The following is an 18169-nucleotide window of genomic DNA, read 5'->3' as shown; positions in this document are numbered from 1 at the left end:
AATAAATAATAAATAGTAGGGGGTAAAAAAGTGAAAAAGATTTTATTATTGTTTTTAAGCATTAGTTTGGTTCTAGGCATCCTAGCGGCCTGCAACAGTCAGAAACAAACCTCAAGTTCAGGTGAAAAAGGTGAACAGGATCAAAAATCGAAGGAACCAGTCACGATTAGATTCTATACGCATGGTACTGAAGATGGCTATGCTTGGAAGAAGACAATCAGTGCTTTCGAAGAAAAATATCCAAATATTAAAGTAGATGTTGTTCAATTAAGTGAAAAGCAGGATGGGCAGGAAGCGTTGAAAAAGATTGATTTGGCCGCCGCTTCTGGCGAAGAAATGGATGTCGTCATGTTCACCAATACCCCTGAATATGCACAACGTGTGAATTTAGGCATGCTTGAGCCGCTTGATGATTTTATAAAAAAAGACGGCGGCTATAAAGTAGCAGATGAATATAAGATTAACCCAATAGTCAATGGTAAATACTATGGCCTTCCTGGAAAGTATGTTTCATGGTTTGTCTTATTAAATAAAGATAAGTTGGATGCAGCAGGACTTGAAGTACCAAAGAGCTGGACATGGGATGAATATATGGAATATGCTAAAAAGCTAACAAAAGACGGAAAATACGGAACATATTTTCATGGTCCATGGCAGGGTGCATGGGCTAACTATATCAATTTGAGAATGCAATCCGAGGAAAAAGATGCTGCTTTCTTAAAAACAGATGGCACTTCAAATATGGATAGCCCGCTCTATAAGGAATCATTAGCGATGCGTCTAAAAATGGAGAAGGAAGATAAATCGGCAGTTCCATATTCCTCAATGATTTCTCAAAAAATGAATTACCGTGATCAATTCTTTACACAGCAGGTAAGCATGATTGTAACGGGTACCTATATGATTGCAGAACTAGGAGGATCAGAGCGATTCCCTGCTGAGTTCAATGTTGCCGTTGCACCATTCCCGCAAAATAAAGTCAGTGAAAAAGAGGCATACTCTCCAGCTGATGGGGATATCTTAGGAATTTCTGCTAACTCAAAACATAAAGAAGAAGCATATAAATTTATTAGATGGTATACAACAGAAGGACAAGTTGCTCAAGGAATTAATATTTCATCATGGAAAAAGACAACAGATGATCAAACAATCAAATTAATCAATGATACAATTGCAGGAGCACAAAGTCCTGACAAGGTAGACAAAGAATCTTTAATCCACACAGTTCAAACAACGATTACAGCAAAAGGTGGAAAACCAGTACCATATCAGAAGGAGATTGATTTGGCACTTTCCACAGAGTTTGAAAAATTATTCTTAGGTAAACAAAGCCTGAATGAAACAGTCGCAAGCTCTAAGAAGGTCGTCCAAGAGATTATTGATAAAAATAAATAAATAGATTTCAACTTTCTCAAATTGTAAATATTAGTATTCTCTTACTTTGAAAGTTGAGTATATAATAGGGACAGGGGCGATGCCGCTTTTTCAGCCCCAATCATTTCCTTACGAGGAGGTTGGTGGATGAAAACGCAAGTGAAACGAATGGCATCGTTCCTGTCTTTTCGTGATAAAGTGCTGATTATTGCAATTACATGCTTAATCCTTCCTGCGATTATTACTTTTGCAATCTACAACTATTTAACAAAAGACGCTGTTAAAGAACAGGCTAATATCAGTGCTCAAAATGAGTTAAAATTAATAGATGAATACTTCAAAAAAGTATTCGAAGATATGCTGTATACACTTAACTTTATTCAGCTTGATACAGAGCTGAATGCGATCTTAAAAGACCCAATAAATAATAAGATGAATCATGATGTGGCAACAGATTATGAAGAGTTCATTAATGATCAAAAAGTCCAACAGACATTGGATACGATTACATTAAAAGATCAAAAAGTATATATAACCATCTTGCTTAAGAACGGAAAATTTTATACAAACTACTCCTTCCACGAATTTAATCCGCTCAACATAAAAAAAGAACCATGGTTTACTATTTTAGATAGACTGAAAAGTTATCGTTTCATTTGGATTGCGCCCCAGCCGACTATGATTGCATCGGAGAGGAAAAATAATTCCTTTCAATTATCTGTCGCAAGACCATTAAGGGACAGTAATTCAGGTGTCTATGGATATGCCATGGTAACCATAATGGGAAATAGAATTAACGATATATTAAGCAGTGAAAATTCAAATCATAATATGCTGCTGCTAAATGAACAAAATCAGCTTATTGCTGAAAATCAGCCATTCCATTTGGATCTATCGAAACAAGTAAATGAAATAGCTGGTAACCATTCAAAAGATATAATGACGATTAAAGGAAAAGATTATTTAATCAACACTCGTGAACTATCGATTACAGGCTGGAAATTAATCTCGCTTATCCCTTATGATCATGCTATCTCAAAAATTAATTCAATCTTCAAAAAAGTATTTCTCTTTCAATCGCTTTTTTTTATTGTATTTCTATTGTTACTTATTTACCTTTTAAGGAGAATATTGAATCGTCTGGTTGAATTACGAAATGTAGCAAAAAAAGTGCAGAAAGGTGATTTGTCCATACGTTCAATTGTAAAAGGGCATGATGAAATAGCAACGCTCTCTTCCTCATTTAATCATATGCTGGATAAAGTAAATGAAGTAATTGTGGAGAATACGCTCACACAATCAAGAAAGCGGGAAGCAGAATTAGCCATGTTACAGGCACAAATCAATCCACATTTCTTATTTAATGTTTTAAATTCTATTAGAATGAAAGTTTTATTAAAACGTGATTCTGAAAGTGCGGAAATGATTAGTTCCTTATCAAAACTTTTAAGAATGACGTTTGATAAACATAAGGATATGATTACTTTTCAAGAGGAACTGGAGATTAATCAAGATTATATTCGTATAATGAATATGCGCCAAAGAAACAAAATCGAATTAAGAATAGCTGTTTCGGTTGAAACCTATCCCATCAAATTACCCCGATTAATCCTCCAGCCTATTATTGAAAATGCCATTATTCATGGATTAAGTGAGCGTGAGGGGTTTATTTTAATAAAAGGGAATTATCTAAATGGTGCATTGATGGTTGAGGTTAAAGATAATGGTGCAGGTATGAAGATTGAACAACTTTTCACCATTAAAGAAATTCTCAATAAAGCAGTTCCTGACACATCTAAGTTTAGTGATTCCGGAAAGGGCTTTTCAAGTATTGGTTTATCAAATGTAAATGAAAGAATGAAATTAACATTTGGTGAAGGCTTTAACATGCATGTAGATAGTGAACTGGACAAGGGAACCAAAGTAACCATGTATATCCCAATTAGAGAGGAGTATGAGCATGTATAAGGTGATGTTAGTAGATGATGATTATCCTGTGCTTGAATTCCTTTCAGAAATGATTAATTGGGAAGAACTTGGGCTGATATTGCAAAGTATTCATGTAAATGGATTGAATGCTTTACATGAAGCGGAAGAAAATATGCCGGATATCCTTATAACAGATATTGGTATGCCAAAATTAAACGGTATTGAACTTACAAAAATTTTAAAGGAAAAAAATCCTTCATTAATAGTAACGATTCTTTCATGCCATAATGAATTTAAATTTGCTCAGCAGGCACTTAAGTTAAATGTCCAGGAATATATTCTGAAAGATACATTGGATATAGAAGAAATTATTCTTTTGCTGCGCAAATGTGTCCAGATTCTAGATATAGAAAATGAGAATAAAAAGAAGCAGATACAAATGACAAGGACCATTGAGCAAAACAAACGATTAATGATAGAAAGATTTATCAATAAAACAGTTCATCAACCCATCCATAGCATGGAAGTATGGCAAGTAGAAGCTCAATTGCTAGGGTGGGAACCCAATCAGATGTATATGATTATCCAATGTGTAATAAAGAATTACCAAACTGTCCTACATTATTTTCAATCAGTCTCTTTGATGAATTATTTTGTTCATCATGTTATGACAGAGCTAATCGAAAAAGAGGCGGAAAATGCAATTCATGGACAATTTGAAAGAGAGAAGTCCTTTCTATTTGTTCAACTAAGTCAAGACCCGGAAAGGTACACTTTAAAAACAAAGAGGCTGATGGAAAAGATAAAAAATATATTTCAAGACATATTTGGTATTTCGCTTTCATTCGTGTTAGGCAGTCCAGCTGCAAACCCATTAGATATAAAAATCCAAATGATGAAACTGATTGAGCAAAATGTTTCAAAAGTCAGTTCTAATGCTGAAATCGAAAATGCGTGTAAATATATTTTTGATAATTTACATCGGAGAATAACGTTAGATGAAGTAGCAAATTATCTGCATCTTAATTCCAGTTATTTTAGCCGGTTGTTTAAAAAAGAAGTGGGTGAAAATTTTGTTAAATATGTTGTTAAACTAAAAATGAATCGCGCGAAGGACTTATTAGAGCAAACAAACTATACTATTCTTGAAATTAGCGATATGTTAGGTTATGAGAATCAGAGTTATTTTAATAAAACCTTTAAAGGTAGCGAAGGGATTGCCCCGATTGAATATAGGGGTCTCACCAACAAAACGCGAATTTACAACGTTAAGGAATCTGAATACAAACAATAGACCGTTTTAACCTGGATAGGTTACACTTAGTTGGACAATAAAAATAAGGGCAAGTAGAATAATACATAACAAGTGAGGAGAGTCTACTATGACCCAAAAAAGAAGAACGTTTACAACAGATTTCAAAAAGCAGGTGGTGGCTTTATATGAAAATGGGAAAAGTCGCCAAGATATTGTCAGTGAATATGAATTAACTGCATCTGCTTTAGACAGGTGGATTACGCAATTCCAACAGTCCGGATCTTTTAAAGAGAAAGACAATCGAAGTCCTGAAGAACAAGAATTAGTGGAGTTAAGAAAAAGAAATAAGCAGCTAGAAATGGAAGTCGATATTTTAAAGCAAGCCGCGCTGATCATGGGACGAAAATAGAAGTGATTGAAAAAAATCGTCACAAATATTCGGTATCAGCAATGTGCAAAGTCCTACAAATTGCTCGTAGTACTTTTTACTACGAAACAGAAATAGCAGCCCAAAAAGAACAAGAAAAAGCTGAACTAGAACAAAAATTAAAAGAAGAAATCCAAATGATTTTCAACAAAAACCGTCAAGTATATGGAACTCGTAAAATTAAAAATGCCCTTTTTAAAACAGGTCACACGGTCTCCAGACGGCGCATAGGTCGATTAATGGCGGAACTTGGAATCCAATCGAAATATGCACAGGCGTCCTACAAACCAATGACTTCACCACCAAATGAAGAATCCATTCAAAATGTGTTACATCGAGAATTTCAAGTAGACAAAGAGATGTCTGTATTGGTCAGTGACTTGACCTATGTCAGAGTAGGACAGTATTGGAACTACGTCTGTTTTTTAATAGATTTATATAATAGAGAAATAGTTGGTTACAGCGCTGGAGAGCGCAAAGATGCGGCTTTAGTTCAGCGTGCCTTCGCATCGGTCAAACGTCCATTAGAAAATGTGAAAATATTTCATACAGATCGTGGATCTGAATTTAAGAATGTTGATATTGATGAATTATTAAATGAATTTCAGATTACACGCTCTCTAAGCCAAAAAGGGAACCCTTATGATAATGCGGTGGCAGAAGCTACATTTAAGATACTAAAAACAGAATTAATCAACGGTACGCACTTTCTTACCCTTGAACAACTCTCTCTTGAACTTTTTGATTATGTTAATTGGTACAATAATATCCGTTCGCACAGCACACTTGACTACTTAAGTCCGGTGACTTATCGAAACTTAGCCCTTAAAAAAAATGTTTGATTTAGTGTTGACATACCAACCACGTTAAGCGTGTCACTAGCCAGCCTGATTTTTATTCTTGTCTTAATGGTCGCGATGATTATAAGGCAGTGGTCCTTTTTGGTTAAATTGATACTCGCCCTGGCACGCCTGCTCGGTTTAAATCGGCAACCGTCAAGACACAGCCATATCGGCAAGAAAACGACTAAAACAGGACTTTGTAAAAAAGGAAATAGAGCATTAAAAACATTTTGATTTCCAATAAACATAATGGCCTGTCAACCGATTTAAATACTGATCAGCAGATAAAAGGCGAAAAGTGACTAGCACTTTTCGCCTTTTAAGTTAAAAACAATACACAGAATTGGATTAGTGTCAGGCAATTCTATTTATACTTTTGGGACTGGCCTCCCACGACTCAATAAACAACAACCGGCTCATAGGTGCTGAGATTGTTATACACGGTTTTCATAATGCTGGGCGGTGTGTTGACACAGCCGTGTGATCCAGCCGTAAGATAAGCTTTACTTCCCCAATTGCCACGCCAGCTGGCATCGTGGAACCCTTGGCCGTCATTCGTAAAAGGAGCCCAATAATCAACATTGACTTGATAAGTGATTTTTCCGTTTTCCCTGCCCGTTAATACGGAAGGTGTCTGTTTATAGAGAATATACCATACTCCTGGTGATGTATCATGTTGGGTACTATGTGTGCCGGTAACGACATTCGTTGTGACGACTAATTTGCCATTTTTGTAAATCCAAATCCGCTGCTCTGCAATGGAGACCTCAGCATACGTATCGCCAATACCATTATTCGTAATCGCTTCATATCCGTAGCCTTCACCCTTCCAGCCATTTCCGTAAATATTAGAGGCGGAAACCGATTTCTCTCCATTTTCAAAAGCTTCCTTCATACGCGGTACTTCTTTATCAACATCTATGGCCCAGCCATAGCCTTTACCTTTAACCGATATCATCGAACCTGAATGGGTCTTAAATTTGAAATCCTTATTTAATGTGGATTGGGAATTGTTAATTTCAGCGATTTTATTCTTAATATCACCTGCATCAACAATCTTAATCTGCAAATCTTTTGAAATAGATGCATTCTTAATTACTTCGCTTGCGTTTAACGTAAAAACTTTATCCTGCACTTTATAATCTACGGTCTGAGCAAGGAATTCCTCCAGCTTTTTCTGTTGATTTTTTATAAACTCGCTATCTTCTTTAATTGGCTGTATGTATACTGGATTAAGTCGAATTTCACTAATATATTCGTGCTTGTCGTATTCCTTCAGAAGACTGGCGACATCATACCGCTCTCCGTTAATGCTGGGAGTGACAACAATTTTGCCTTGTTCCAAATGGACCGCCGCATCTTGTGGGGCTTTTAAACTCTGATTCATGGCTAGCAGCTTTTCTTCCACCTGTTTTTTCAACGTCTGATTTCGATGCAGATTCTGATTGCTGGGCATTAATGAATATTCCTTAGCTTTTGAAGAAGGAAAAAAAGTCCATTGGTTCTTTAATAATTTTTTGATAGCGGGCAGGTCTTTATCAGTAATTCCCATCGTTGTATCTTTTCCATTTAAAATCTGTTGATCTCCGACATAGACAACATTATTAAACACGGTTGTATTTAGTTTATTAAGTGCCTGATCAGCCCTCATTCCACCGACTTTAATGTTATTAATGTTGATTTCTCGATTGAAGTGGTTTGCCTGATAGTAGCTGCCTGCTCCAATAATGAGTACGATAATAATGAGGGCGCTTGCTGTAATAAACCTCCAATTTGCATACCATTTAGTTGATTTTAGGTGTTGTTTCTCAATCTCTTGAATATTTACCGTGCTTTCCATAATGCTCCCCCCATACCTGATAATTCAGCAATTAACATCCTACGGCCTTAAGCTAAAATTTCGTATAAAATGTACCAATATTTTGAAATTGTGGTAAATTATACTACTATTTTACATAATGTCTTGCCCGAACCTTGTCGGATTTTGTGCATGCTTAAATTTTTAATTTTATTTTTATTCGCTGTGTTTTAATCCACAAAATTGATTCATGTCCTCGTTAATGTTGTAAAGTTCTCTATTGGTGTGTGTCAATATTGATAGTCGCAGCTGTAATATTATTAGATTTGTCGTAACAGAAAGAAGTAACCTGAATATAACCTTTCTTAAACTATCAGAACCGATAATGTTTTAAACATATTAAGAGCGTCAATCGAATTCAACATCTAATCAAACCGAAGACAAGTACGCAAAACAACAAAGAGAGAAATTTAAAGAGAAGCTTTATCTTTGGTTAATGTCTCCAGTTTACTTTAGTTTTTATTATGCATTAATTCATTACAAATAAAGGGTATCTAATAGATAAAGAAGAAAATATAAGATCATAATATATTTAAAGAGGAAAATACAAGGAGTACTTAAATGCTCAAACAAGGAATCTACGAAGAAATCATCAACCAAAATCTAAAAGATGAACTTACTGGTATAGACATTAATGCATATGACATCGGCAAAGAACGCATAGACGTGGAAGAGGCAAGAAAACTATTATCATCTTATATATCCGTCGTCACCAGAAAAGCCCTAAAGTTTGTCCGTGACAATGAAAGTGATGATAAGCAAGCTCTAATCAATCAGATCCGTACATGCAACGATATTATCTCTATTTTAAGTGAGCGGCTAGATGAAGAGGAGTTCCGCCAATTACGAATTGAAGAGGAAGGCGAGGTCCTTACGTCTATTTATTCGCGGATCAATTCGATCCGTAGTATCCAAAAGGGCGAAGTGATCCGACCTGTTACTCCTCTATCACAGAGCTCACTCTTTACCGGTTCTAATTATGAACCCAATATGCTGGGAGAGCTGAAAAAGGAAATCGTAACTGCTGATTCGATAGACATGCTTGTTTCGTTTATTAAATGGAGTGGTCTGCGATGTATTATTGAGGATCTGAAGACTTTTACTGATAATCCGAATAATAAACTGAGAGTAATTACGACTTCTTATATGGAGGCAACGGATTATAAGGCGATCCAGGAGCTTAGCAAGCTACCGAATACGGAGATAAAGATTTCTTATGATGTAGATAGAACCAGACTTCATGCTAAGGCCTATCTATTTAAAAGGGAGACCGGTTTCAGTACAGCCTATATTGGTTCCTCCAATCTATCGAATCCCGCATTAACATCTGGTTTGGAATGGAACATCAAGGTTACTGAAAAGGATTCGTTTGATATCGTTAAGAAATTTGAGGCAACATTTGAAAGCTATTGGAACGATAATGAGTTTAAAACGTTTCACCCCGAAAGTGAAAAAGACCAATTGGTTTTAAGGCATTCGTTATCTAAAAGTAAAACCCATGATGAAAATGAGCGGCCGTTTCTTTTTGATATCCAGCCTTATTTTTATCAGAAAGAAATTCTCGAAAAGCTTCAGGTAGAGAGAGAAGTTTTTGGCCGCATGAAAAATCTCCTAGTTGCGGCGACGGGTGTTGGTAAGACGGTTATTTCCGCATTTGACTATAAACGGTTTAAAAATAAAAATAAATCTGCTAAGTTATTATTTGTCGCACATCGTGAGGAACTCCTTAAGCAAAGTCTTGAAACTTTCCGTGCCATTTTAAAAGATCCAAACTTTGGAGATATGTTAGCAGGGACTTATCAGCCAGGTTCCATTGATCATTTATTCGTTAGTATTCAGAGCTTTAACAGTAAAAAGCTTTATGAAGGTACAACGAGTGATTATTATGATTTCATCATCGTGGACGAATTCCATCATGCAGCTGCCGATTCTTATCAAAAGCTATTGAGCTATTATCAACCGAAAATTCTTCTTGGTCTTACTGCAACACCCGAAAGGATGGACGGAAAAGATATTCTTTCTTATTTTGATGGTAAGATTTCTGCCGAAATGCGTTTAACGGAGGCAATTAATCGAAAGCTTCTGAGTCCGTTTCAGTATTTCTGTGTAAGCGATACGATTGATTTATCCAAACTTAAGTGGAGTCGTAGAGGGTACGAAATCAGAGAGTTAGAAAGTGTATATACATCGAACGATCAGCGTAGCAGCCAGATTGTCAAAGCCATCAATAAATACGTGACGGATATCGATCAGGTTAAAGGGCTAGGGTTCTGCGTATCCATCGAACATGCGAGGTACATGGCTGATTTCTTTAATAAAGTGGGAATACCTTCCGTTGCTCTTTATGGAAATGTTGACAGTAAGACACGGAGAGATGCACAATACCAACTTGTTCGAGGTGAAATCAAGTTTATCTTTGTTGTAGATCTCTATAATGAGGGCATCGATATACCTGAAGCAAATACAATTTTATTTTTAAGACCTACAGAAAGTTTAACAGTCTTCTTGCAACAATTAGGCCGGGGATTACGTTTAGCTGAAGGAAAAGAGTGCTTAACCGTTCTTGATTTCGTTGGACAAGCCCATAAAAACTATAATTTTGAAGAAAAATTCCGTGCTTTAATTGGAAAGACCAAGCATTCTGTACAGCACTACATAGAGAATGGTTTCTTCCATCTCCCTAAAGGTTGCTTTGTTCAATTAGAAAAACAAGCAAAGGATTACATTCTACGAAATATTAAATCCAGTGCCAACACTCGTGGAAATCTTGTTGCTAAAATGAAATACTTTGAACAAGATACCGGTTTAAAGTTAACCTTGGAGAACTTTCTAAACTATTATCACCTAACTATTTATGACTTTTATGGAAAAAATGGTGACCGGAGCTTTAGTCGAATGATGGTGGAAGCAGGTGTAGCATTAGATTTTGAACTTGATGATGAAAAAGTAATAACCAAACGATTACCTAACTTATTCCATCTGAACTCCAGAGAGCTCCTCCAATTCTTTATGGATTATTTAGACGAGCGGGCTGCTCATAATGAGGAAGAGCAGTTAATGGTAGCGATTTTCTACTATTCCTTTTATAATGCACACCCGTCAAGTGTAGGATATTCATCGCTTGAAGAGGGAGTGGCAAAGGTATTGGAGCAGCCTGAATTTAAAGAAGAAATCAAAGAGATTCTTCACTTTCTATATCAATCTTTAGAAACGTTGGAGATTGAAAATGGCTTTGATTTTCCTTGTCCATTAGGTGTTCATTGCCGCTATAATACTTCACAAATACTTTCTGCTTTTGGATATTACAATGAATCAAGCAGCCCAGCTTTCCGTGAAGGGGTAAAGCATTTCGAGGATAAGAATCTTGATATATTCTTTATAACTTTAAATAAGTCAGAAAAGGATTTCTCGCCTTCAACGTTATATGATGATTATGCGATCAATGAACGGCTCTTTCATTGGCAAACTCAAAGTCGTGTGGCTGAAGGAAGTAAAATCGCGGAGCGCTATATTCACCATAAAAAGCGAAATCATCAAATTGCCCTTTTTGTCCGGGAGTATAAGAAGGAAAATGGTTATACTTCACCATTTGTGTTCCTTGGCACAGCGGATCATGTTAGCCATTCCGGTAATAAGCCAATGAGTTTTATCTGGGGCTTGAAAGAGGAGATGCCTTCTTATTTAGTTCCAAGAGCAAACAAGAATATTTTATAAACCATGAATCTTGTTGAATTCAGCAAGGTTCTTTTTACCATTGAAGAAAATACTCATTTTTCCTCTATTAATTGTTTAACGGCTGGAATATCGGCTGGTGCCCATTTTAGGGAGCCCAAATTCTCTCTTTTTAACCATACTAATTTTGAATGTTCACTAGGTTTGGGTACGCCTTCAACCACACTACATTTAATTGATAGTAAATTAATGATAAATGATTCGTATTCATGAGTATTGTCATTAAAAACCTCTTTAAACGACCTGATTTTACAGCCTAACTCTTCATCAATTTCTCTTTCGATGGCTGTATATATGTCCTCAGTTGCTTCTACTTTTCCTCCTGGGAACTCCCATATATTAGGCAATGTCATTTCTGGTGATCTTAGAGCACATAAAATTTCTTGTTGGTCGTTTTCAATTATGGCTGCAACTACTTTTATGAGCTTTTTCAAAATTATCCTCCTTAGGATTTATGCTAATGTTAATAATATCATTATTTACCGAATGAAAAAAACTTTGTTCAATTTCTATGCTAGGTTTTAATCGAATTAGGCTGCGAAGGATCAACAATTAAAGCGGTTCAATTATTGTTAGAGAGAAGTGACCAAATACATGGAAGGATTCGGAAATAGCTCGGGCCGCTATGGTCTTAGTGTCACATGGTGGCAATCCTTCATTGCATTCCCCTTCGACTTATGCTATGACTAGACTAGAATTTAAAGGATATAGGTGTGGTACGAATGAAGATAAAAGCGTTGTTTGTGGCCCCGTATGCCGCTATGGAGAATTTAATAGAAGAGTGTCGGTATGAAGAGAATGAAATTGATCTACACATTAAGATTGGGAATCTTCAGGAAGGCGTTGCTTTAGCAAAAAAGGCGGAAGCACAAGGATTTGACGTCATCATAAGTCGTGGTGGAACTGCCAAGTTGATTGGTGAAGCGGTCGGCATTCCGGTTATCGATGTCCATATTTCTGGTTACGATATGCTTCGAGTCCTCACGCTTGCAAATGATCTTCCAAGGAAGAAGGCGATTGTTGGTTTCCCAACTATTACTCTCGGAGCAAAGGCGATTATAGACCTTTTAGATATACCGATAGATATTTTCACGATTGATGATGAAAGTGAAACAGAGCCATTACTATCAAGGTTAAAACAAGAGGGGTATCAACTCATCATAGGGGATGTCGTAACGTTTGAAACAGCTTCAAGATTGGGGTTGCTAGGAATATTGCTTCAATCGGGAAGGGAAGCCATTTTTGATTCATTTAAGGAAGCGAAAATGGTGGCTCGATGGATGTTGAATAATAAGCTGGAAATCGAACGATTAAAGGCTTTATTAAATGTGACAGCAAAAGACTTTATGCTTCTTTCCCACAATGGCGATATTGTCTATGAACAATGGACTACTTTCCACTCAAGACCTATAAAAGAAATTCCATTGATTTTGGATACAAATCAGGATGATGCTAGCGGGAAGGAAATCACCTATTTAAAGGATAATAATGGAGAAACATTAAAACTAATCAAAACGAAAATAACGACTACGGAATCCCCCTATCTTTTTTGTCAATTTTCTCATTTAAAGATTAATCCTGCATCAGAAGAAAATGTGAAGGTCAATGTGCTGGCTCCTCCACTAATTATTCATCAAAGTGAAGCAATGAATGCATGTCTAACTATGATCGATCGCTGTCTTTTTCACACTCGTTTTATCTTACATGGTAAAAGGGGTACCGAAAAGGAATTGATTGCTCAGTATATTCATTACCATAAAACACATGGGAACGGCTTATTTGCTTCGATAAAAGCATTGGATTTATTAGATATGAGTCTTGAAAAGGTAGATAAGGATATTAAAACCATCTATATTCATTCCATTGATCTTTTAGATGATGGATTAAGAAATGAACTTTGGAGAAAAATTGGGTCTATAAAAGGTAGAGGAATAACAATTATTCTCGGTATGATTGAACTACAGCACTCTTGGGAAATGTTTAGTGATGATATGATTCGGATATATATCCCTTCTTTGGCTGAACGGAAAGAGGATTTAAGGGAACTTGTGACGTCGTTTATTCTTCATTTTAACCAAACGTTAGGGACATCTGCCATTAAAATGAAAGAAGATGGGTTAGCTTTATTGGCGGAGTATGATTGGCCAGGGAATGTGGGGGAATTAAAAGCATTATTAAAAGATGCGGTGCTCACGGAAAAGGGTTATGTAATTGAAAAAGAATTAATTGAAAGTCTGTTGAATCAGAAAGGATCAGTAGATGTAGGGATTTCTTCAGATTTTTTGATGGGGACTTTAGAAGACATTGAGAAGAAAATTATTGAAAAAGTGTTAGAAGAAGAGGAATATAACCAAACCAAAGCAGCAAAACGCTTAAATATTAATCGCTCAACACTTTGGCGTAAGTTAAAAGGATAATTTAATAACTGTTTAAAAATGCAACGATTTTCTTTAATGTAATTTTTATTAAAATAAAGTTGTTGCATTTTTTGTCCGTTGGATTTAGAATAATAAATGTAATCGATTTCAAATGTTTTAACTGTTTAAAAATACAACATAGGGGATGAGATTGATATGAGAATTAAAGCAGCAATTGATAAAGTTCCAGGCGGTATGATGTTAATACCTTTACTAATTGGAGCGTTAATTCGTACATTTTTACCAGGGATTTTTGAATTACCTGAATTTAAAAGTTCTTTTACAGGGGGACTATTAACAGGAACTTCAGCTCTACTAGCAGCATTTTATATTTGTTTAGGTTCAACTATACGATTCCAAGCAACCGGTTACATCTTGAAAAAAGGGGTAAGCTTATGGGCTGGTAAAATTGGAACAACATTTCTCATCGCTTTACTGATAAAAGCAATTTTTCCAGATCAGAATCACTTATTCTTAGGGTTATCTGCTTTAGCAATCATTGCAGCATTTTCTGATACAAACGGTGGACTTTATATGGCACTTATGGGGCAATTAGGTAAGAAAGCAGAAGATGTTGCTGCCTATTCCATTATGTCTCTTGAATCTGGTCCATTCTTTACAATGTTAATTCTTGGGGTTGCTGGATTAGCAAGTTTCCCACTCTTAGCTTTTGTATTCGCCATACTTCCTTTATTACTTGGAATGATTCTTGGAAACCTTGATGAAAAAATGCGGGAGTTCTTAAGTAAGGGACAAGACGTTATTATTCCATTGTTTTCTTTAGCCATCGGTGCTGGAATTAATTTAACCAATGTCGTCAAAGCTGGATTTTCTGGTGTCATCTTAGGTGTAGCGGTAGTCGTGGTTACAGGGTTAGTGTTATTTATTATTGATCGCATTACAGGAGGAAACGGTGTAGCTGGTATTGCCGCTTCGTCAACTGCTGGAAATGCTGCAGCTGTACCAATGGCCGTTGCGGCTGTTTATACTGGTTATAGTGAGATTGCTGCTACAGCAACACTTCAAGTTACAGCAGCAGTCATTGTTACTGCCATTTTCACTCCGCTGATTACGACTTGGTATGCCAAAAGGGTAGAGCAACGAAAAGCAACAGTTTAACTTATGTAGAAAGAATGCAGTAGTAAAGGAGTCATAAATTATGCAACGTTTTTACATTATTGCGGATGATCTAACAGGAGCAAATGATGCAGGTGTGCAGTTATCGAAGATTGGGATATCCTCAACCGTGTTCCTTGATTATAAAGACTCCTCTTTACAATCAACAGAGGATGTTGCAATTATTGATACCGATAGTCGTGCGATGAGTGAAGAAGTTGCTTATGAAACAATTTATAATGCAAGTTCTATTTTTCGAAAACAAGGGTATGAACAAGTGTATAAAAAAATGGACTCAACATTACGAGGAAATGTGGCCGCTGAATTGGCGGCTCTTGTTTCTGTTTATCGACCTGAAATTATTGTTGTTGCTCCAGCCTTTCCTAAAATGAATCGCCAAACGATAAATGGATATCAATATGTGAACGCTGAACGTGTCTCGGAAACTGAATTTGGCAGGGATCCGAAAACACCGGTTAAAGATAGCTTTATTCCGAATTTATTAAAAAAATATGTAGACGATCGAATTTGTCTAATCGACCAAGCTTTATTAAACTCCTCAAACGAGAATTTAATAAATAAAATTGTAGAGAATACAGGGCAGGGCACTACTTGGTTTATTTGTGACGCATCAACAGATGAAGATTTAAAGATGATTGCAGATTCATTTGCGCAGTTTAATAAAAAAACTGTTTGGGCTGGATCAGCGGGATTAATTGAATATTTGCCAGATGCCTTAAAACTAAAGAAGGCGGAATTAAATCAGCAAGAGGAACTAGGTGTCACAAAAACGTTAACGGTATCAGCAAGTCTATCATTGGTTACAAAACAGCAGCTTGAGATGGTAAAGACAATGGCAGAGGATACTCATTTTGTAGAACTAGATCCTGTTAAATTAATCAAAAAAACTTATAGACTATCAGACATTATTGATGAGTTCACGCAGGAATCCAACAAGAAACATTTTGTGTTATTTGTGGATTCGTCAGCTGAAAATAGAGAGGCAACCAAACAGCTTGGAACTGAACTTTCTCTCGGTAATACACAAATAAGTGAAGCTATTTCCATGGAACTTGGCTTTATTGCTAAAGTCATTGTTCAATCAATGCCCACGATTAATGGATTGATTCTAACCGGCGGGGACACCGCAAAAGCAGTCTGTAACCAACTAAATATGAATCGAATGCAATTGTATACAGAAATAGAAGCGGGACTACCTTTAGGGAAATTAGGTAATGCAACAAACGCTCGAAGGTTCTGGACGGTTACAAAGGCCGGTGGTTTTGGAAATGAACACTCATTATTAAATGCTTTGAAATATATGACAAGAGAGGATGTTTGAAATGGTTGAAACCAAACCAATTATCGGAATTACAATGGGAGATGGGGCAGGTGTAGGCCCTGAAATTATTTTAAAAAGCCTTGAAAATCAAGAAATATATGATATATGTAATCCAATTGTCATTGGTGATACCAAAATTCTGAATCGCGCAAAAGGGTTTGTTAATAGTGATTTAACGGTTGAAACGATCACTGATGATCAAATTGATGGTCTTACGTTTGAACGGGGCATCGTCTATTGTTTAGACCTAAATTTACTTAGCGAAGACTTACCTGTTGGACAAGTGTCCGCTGAGGCAGGACATGCAGCATTTGAATACTTAGCAAAGGCGATTGATTTAGCTAACAATCAGAAGATTGATGCCATTTGTACGGCTCCTTTAAACAAAGAAGCTTTGCACAAAGGGGGACATCGATATCCTGGACACACAGAAATTCTCGCTGATTTAACCAATACAAGTGAGTTTTCGATGATGCTTTCTGCACCGAACTTAAAGGTTATTCATGTGACCACACACGTTGGTATTATTGATGCTGTTAAAATGATTAATCCAGAACGTGTCTACCGTGTGATCAAGTTAGCTCATGAAACACTTACTAAATCCGGAACTAAAAACCCAAGAATTGCCGTTTGTGGAATCAACCCGCATGCAGGTGAAAATGGCTTATTTGGTTACGGTGAGGAAGAAGAGAAGGTCATTCCTGGCGTCAATAAGGCAAAAGAAGAAGGAATTAACGTTGTTGGTCCTTTACCAGCAGATACATTATTTTTCCGAACCGTTCGCGGCGATTTTGACATCGTTGTCGCTATGTATCATGATCAAGGACACGGTCCAGTCAAAGTATTAGGCTTAGATGCCGGCGTAAACATTACAGTTGGCTTACCGATTATTCGAACAAGTGTTGACCACGGAACCGCATTTGACATTGCCGGTAAGGGAATTGTCGAAGAAAAAAGCCTAATGGAAGCAATCCGCCAGGGTGTGGAACTTGCTCCGAAAAGAAAATAGAATAAACAAAGGGATGCTGATTTAATAAGTTTGGTTTCTTATTAAATCAGCATCCTTTTTTATCTGGCATCACGGCTGAAACAGAAAATGAATGACGGTAAATTTAAGAATGGCTTAGTTCTCCGAACTGAGCCATTTCCTTCTATTTAATTACATAAAAATTCCCCTTTTATCAAAATCCATACTTTCTGCACAATTTTATAGTAGGATATGTTTTGTATCAAAGTTTAGGAGGGTTCAAATGAAAAGTAAAAAATGGTTGATTGGTGTTTTTTCCTTAGTATTAATGTTAATGTTAACAGCGTGTTCAAACAACAGTAATGATAACAGTACTGACAAAAGTTCAAAGACGGACCATGAAAATATGAAGATGGACGATAATAAAAATATGGATATGGGTGATATGAATCATTCTGGTTCAGGTGAAGTTCCTGAAGGACTAAAAGCAGCAGAAAATCCAACCTATAAAGTAGGAAGCCAAGCAATCATAAAAGCAGATCATATGGAAGGCATGAATGGTGCTGAGGCGACGATTGTAGGTGCATATGATACAATTGCTTACGCTGTTACCTATACACCGACTACAGGGGGAGAACCGGTAAAAAATCATAAATGGGTGATTCAAGAAGAAATTAAAGATGCTAGTGATCAAGCATTAGAACCTGGAACAAAGGTTACCTTAGAAGCAGACCACATGGAGGGTATGAAAGGAGCAACTGGAACCATTGATTCAGCTGAAAAAACAACAGTATATATGGTTGATTACACTTCAGCTACCGGTGGAGAAAAGGTGACAAATCATCAATGGGTAACAGAAAGTGAACTTTCTGTTAAATAATCAGAAACGTATTAAAATATTAATAACATA

12 protein-coding genes are annotated in these 18169 nt (G+C 36.4%); 10 read left to right on the top strand and 2 right to left on the bottom strand.

Going from position 1 to position 18169, the window contains the following annotated elements:
* Positions 1–30: 30 nt before the first annotated feature.
* The 4 genes from M3226_RS13030 to M3226_RS13015 all read left to right on the top strand — a co-directional run bounded on the left by M3226_RS13030 (position 31) and on the right by M3226_RS13015 (position 5827).
* Entirely contained in the window at positions 31–1395 is a 1365-nt protein-coding gene (locus M3226_RS13030; protein WP_251565983.1) for an ABC transporter substrate-binding protein, read from the top strand.
* Between the two features lie 126 nt (positions 1396–1521).
* Positions 1522–3342 carry a sensor histidine kinase gene (locus M3226_RS13025; RefSeq protein ID WP_251565981.1) on the top strand — a complete coding sequence of 607 codons (1821 nt, stop codon included), beginning with the start codon at positions 1522–1524 and terminating at the stop codon, positions 3340–3342.
* The gene (locus tag M3226_RS13020; RefSeq protein ID WP_251565979.1) at positions 3335–4597 is read left to right on the top strand and encodes a response regulator; all 1263 of its coding nucleotides are present in this window, start codon (positions 3335–3337) and stop codon (positions 4595–4597) included. Before M3226_RS13025 ends, M3226_RS13020 begins: the two co-directional genes overlap by 8 nt.
* Positions 4598–4685: 88 nt before the next feature.
* Positions 4686–5827 (top strand): IS3 family transposase gene (locus M3226_RS13015; protein WP_251565977.1). Its coding sequence is split into 2 segments (ribosomal slippage): positions 4686–4932 and positions 4932–5827, totalling 1143 coding nucleotides; the frame shifts between segments, so codons are not numbered across the junction.
* A gap of 397 nt (positions 5828–6224) precedes the next feature.
* Here the strand turns inward: M3226_RS13015 and M3226_RS13010 are convergent.
* Positions 6225–7670, bottom strand: coding sequence for a L,D-transpeptidase family protein (locus M3226_RS13010; protein WP_251566094.1), 1446 nt, complete (start codon positions 7668–7670; stop codon positions 6225–6227).
* A 576-nt stretch (positions 7671–8246) separates the two neighbouring features.
* Here M3226_RS13010 and M3226_RS13005 point away from each other — a divergent pair.
* Positions 8247–11399 (top strand): DEAD/DEAH box helicase, encoded by a 3153-nt coding sequence (locus tag M3226_RS13005; RefSeq protein WP_251565975.1) that lies wholly within the window; start codon positions 8247–8249, stop codon positions 11397–11399.
* Between the two features lie 53 nt (positions 11400–11452).
* On the opposite strand, the gene M3226_RS13000 is transcribed toward M3226_RS13005, so the two are convergent.
* Positions 11453–11851 carry a (deoxy)nucleoside triphosphate pyrophosphohydrolase gene (locus M3226_RS13000; protein WP_251565974.1) on the bottom strand — a complete coding sequence of 133 codons (399 nt, stop codon included), beginning with the start codon at positions 11849–11851 and terminating at the stop codon, positions 11453–11455.
* Between the two features lie 288 nt (positions 11852–12139).
* Between M3226_RS13000 and M3226_RS12995 the strand changes: the two genes are divergently transcribed.
* From M3226_RS12995 to M3226_RS12975, 5 genes are all read left to right on the top strand, one after another.
* Positions 12140–13834: a sigma-54-dependent Fis family transcriptional regulator gene (locus M3226_RS12995; RefSeq protein WP_251565972.1), complete on the top strand. Its 1695-nt coding sequence runs from the start codon at positions 12140–12142 to the stop codon at positions 13832–13834.
* A 156-nt stretch (positions 13835–13990) separates the two neighbouring features.
* The gene (locus M3226_RS12990; RefSeq protein ID WP_251565970.1) at positions 13991–14953 is read left to right on the top strand and encodes a 2-keto-3-deoxygluconate permease; all 963 of its coding nucleotides are present in this window, start codon (positions 13991–13993) and stop codon (positions 14951–14953) included.
* A gap of 40 nt (positions 14954–14993) precedes the next feature.
* Positions 14994–16292, top strand: a complete 1299-nt coding sequence (locus M3226_RS12985) for a four-carbon acid sugar kinase family protein (protein WP_251565968.1) — start codon at positions 14994–14996, stop codon at positions 16290–16292.
* A gap of 1 nt (position 16293) precedes the next feature.
* Positions 16294–17301 (top strand): 4-hydroxythreonine-4-phosphate dehydrogenase PdxA, encoded by a 1008-nt coding sequence (gene pdxA / locus M3226_RS12980; RefSeq protein WP_251565966.1) that lies wholly within the window; start codon positions 16294–16296, stop codon positions 17299–17301.
* 241 nt (positions 17302–17542) lie between these two features.
* Positions 17543–18139, top strand: coding sequence for a YdhK family protein (locus tag M3226_RS12975; protein ID WP_251565964.1), 597 nt, complete (start codon positions 17543–17545; stop codon positions 18137–18139).
* Positions 18140–18169 lie beyond the last annotated feature (30 nt).

Source organism: Neobacillus cucumis (assembly GCF_023715505.1).
This window is presented reverse-complemented; position numbering and strand designations above follow the sequence as displayed.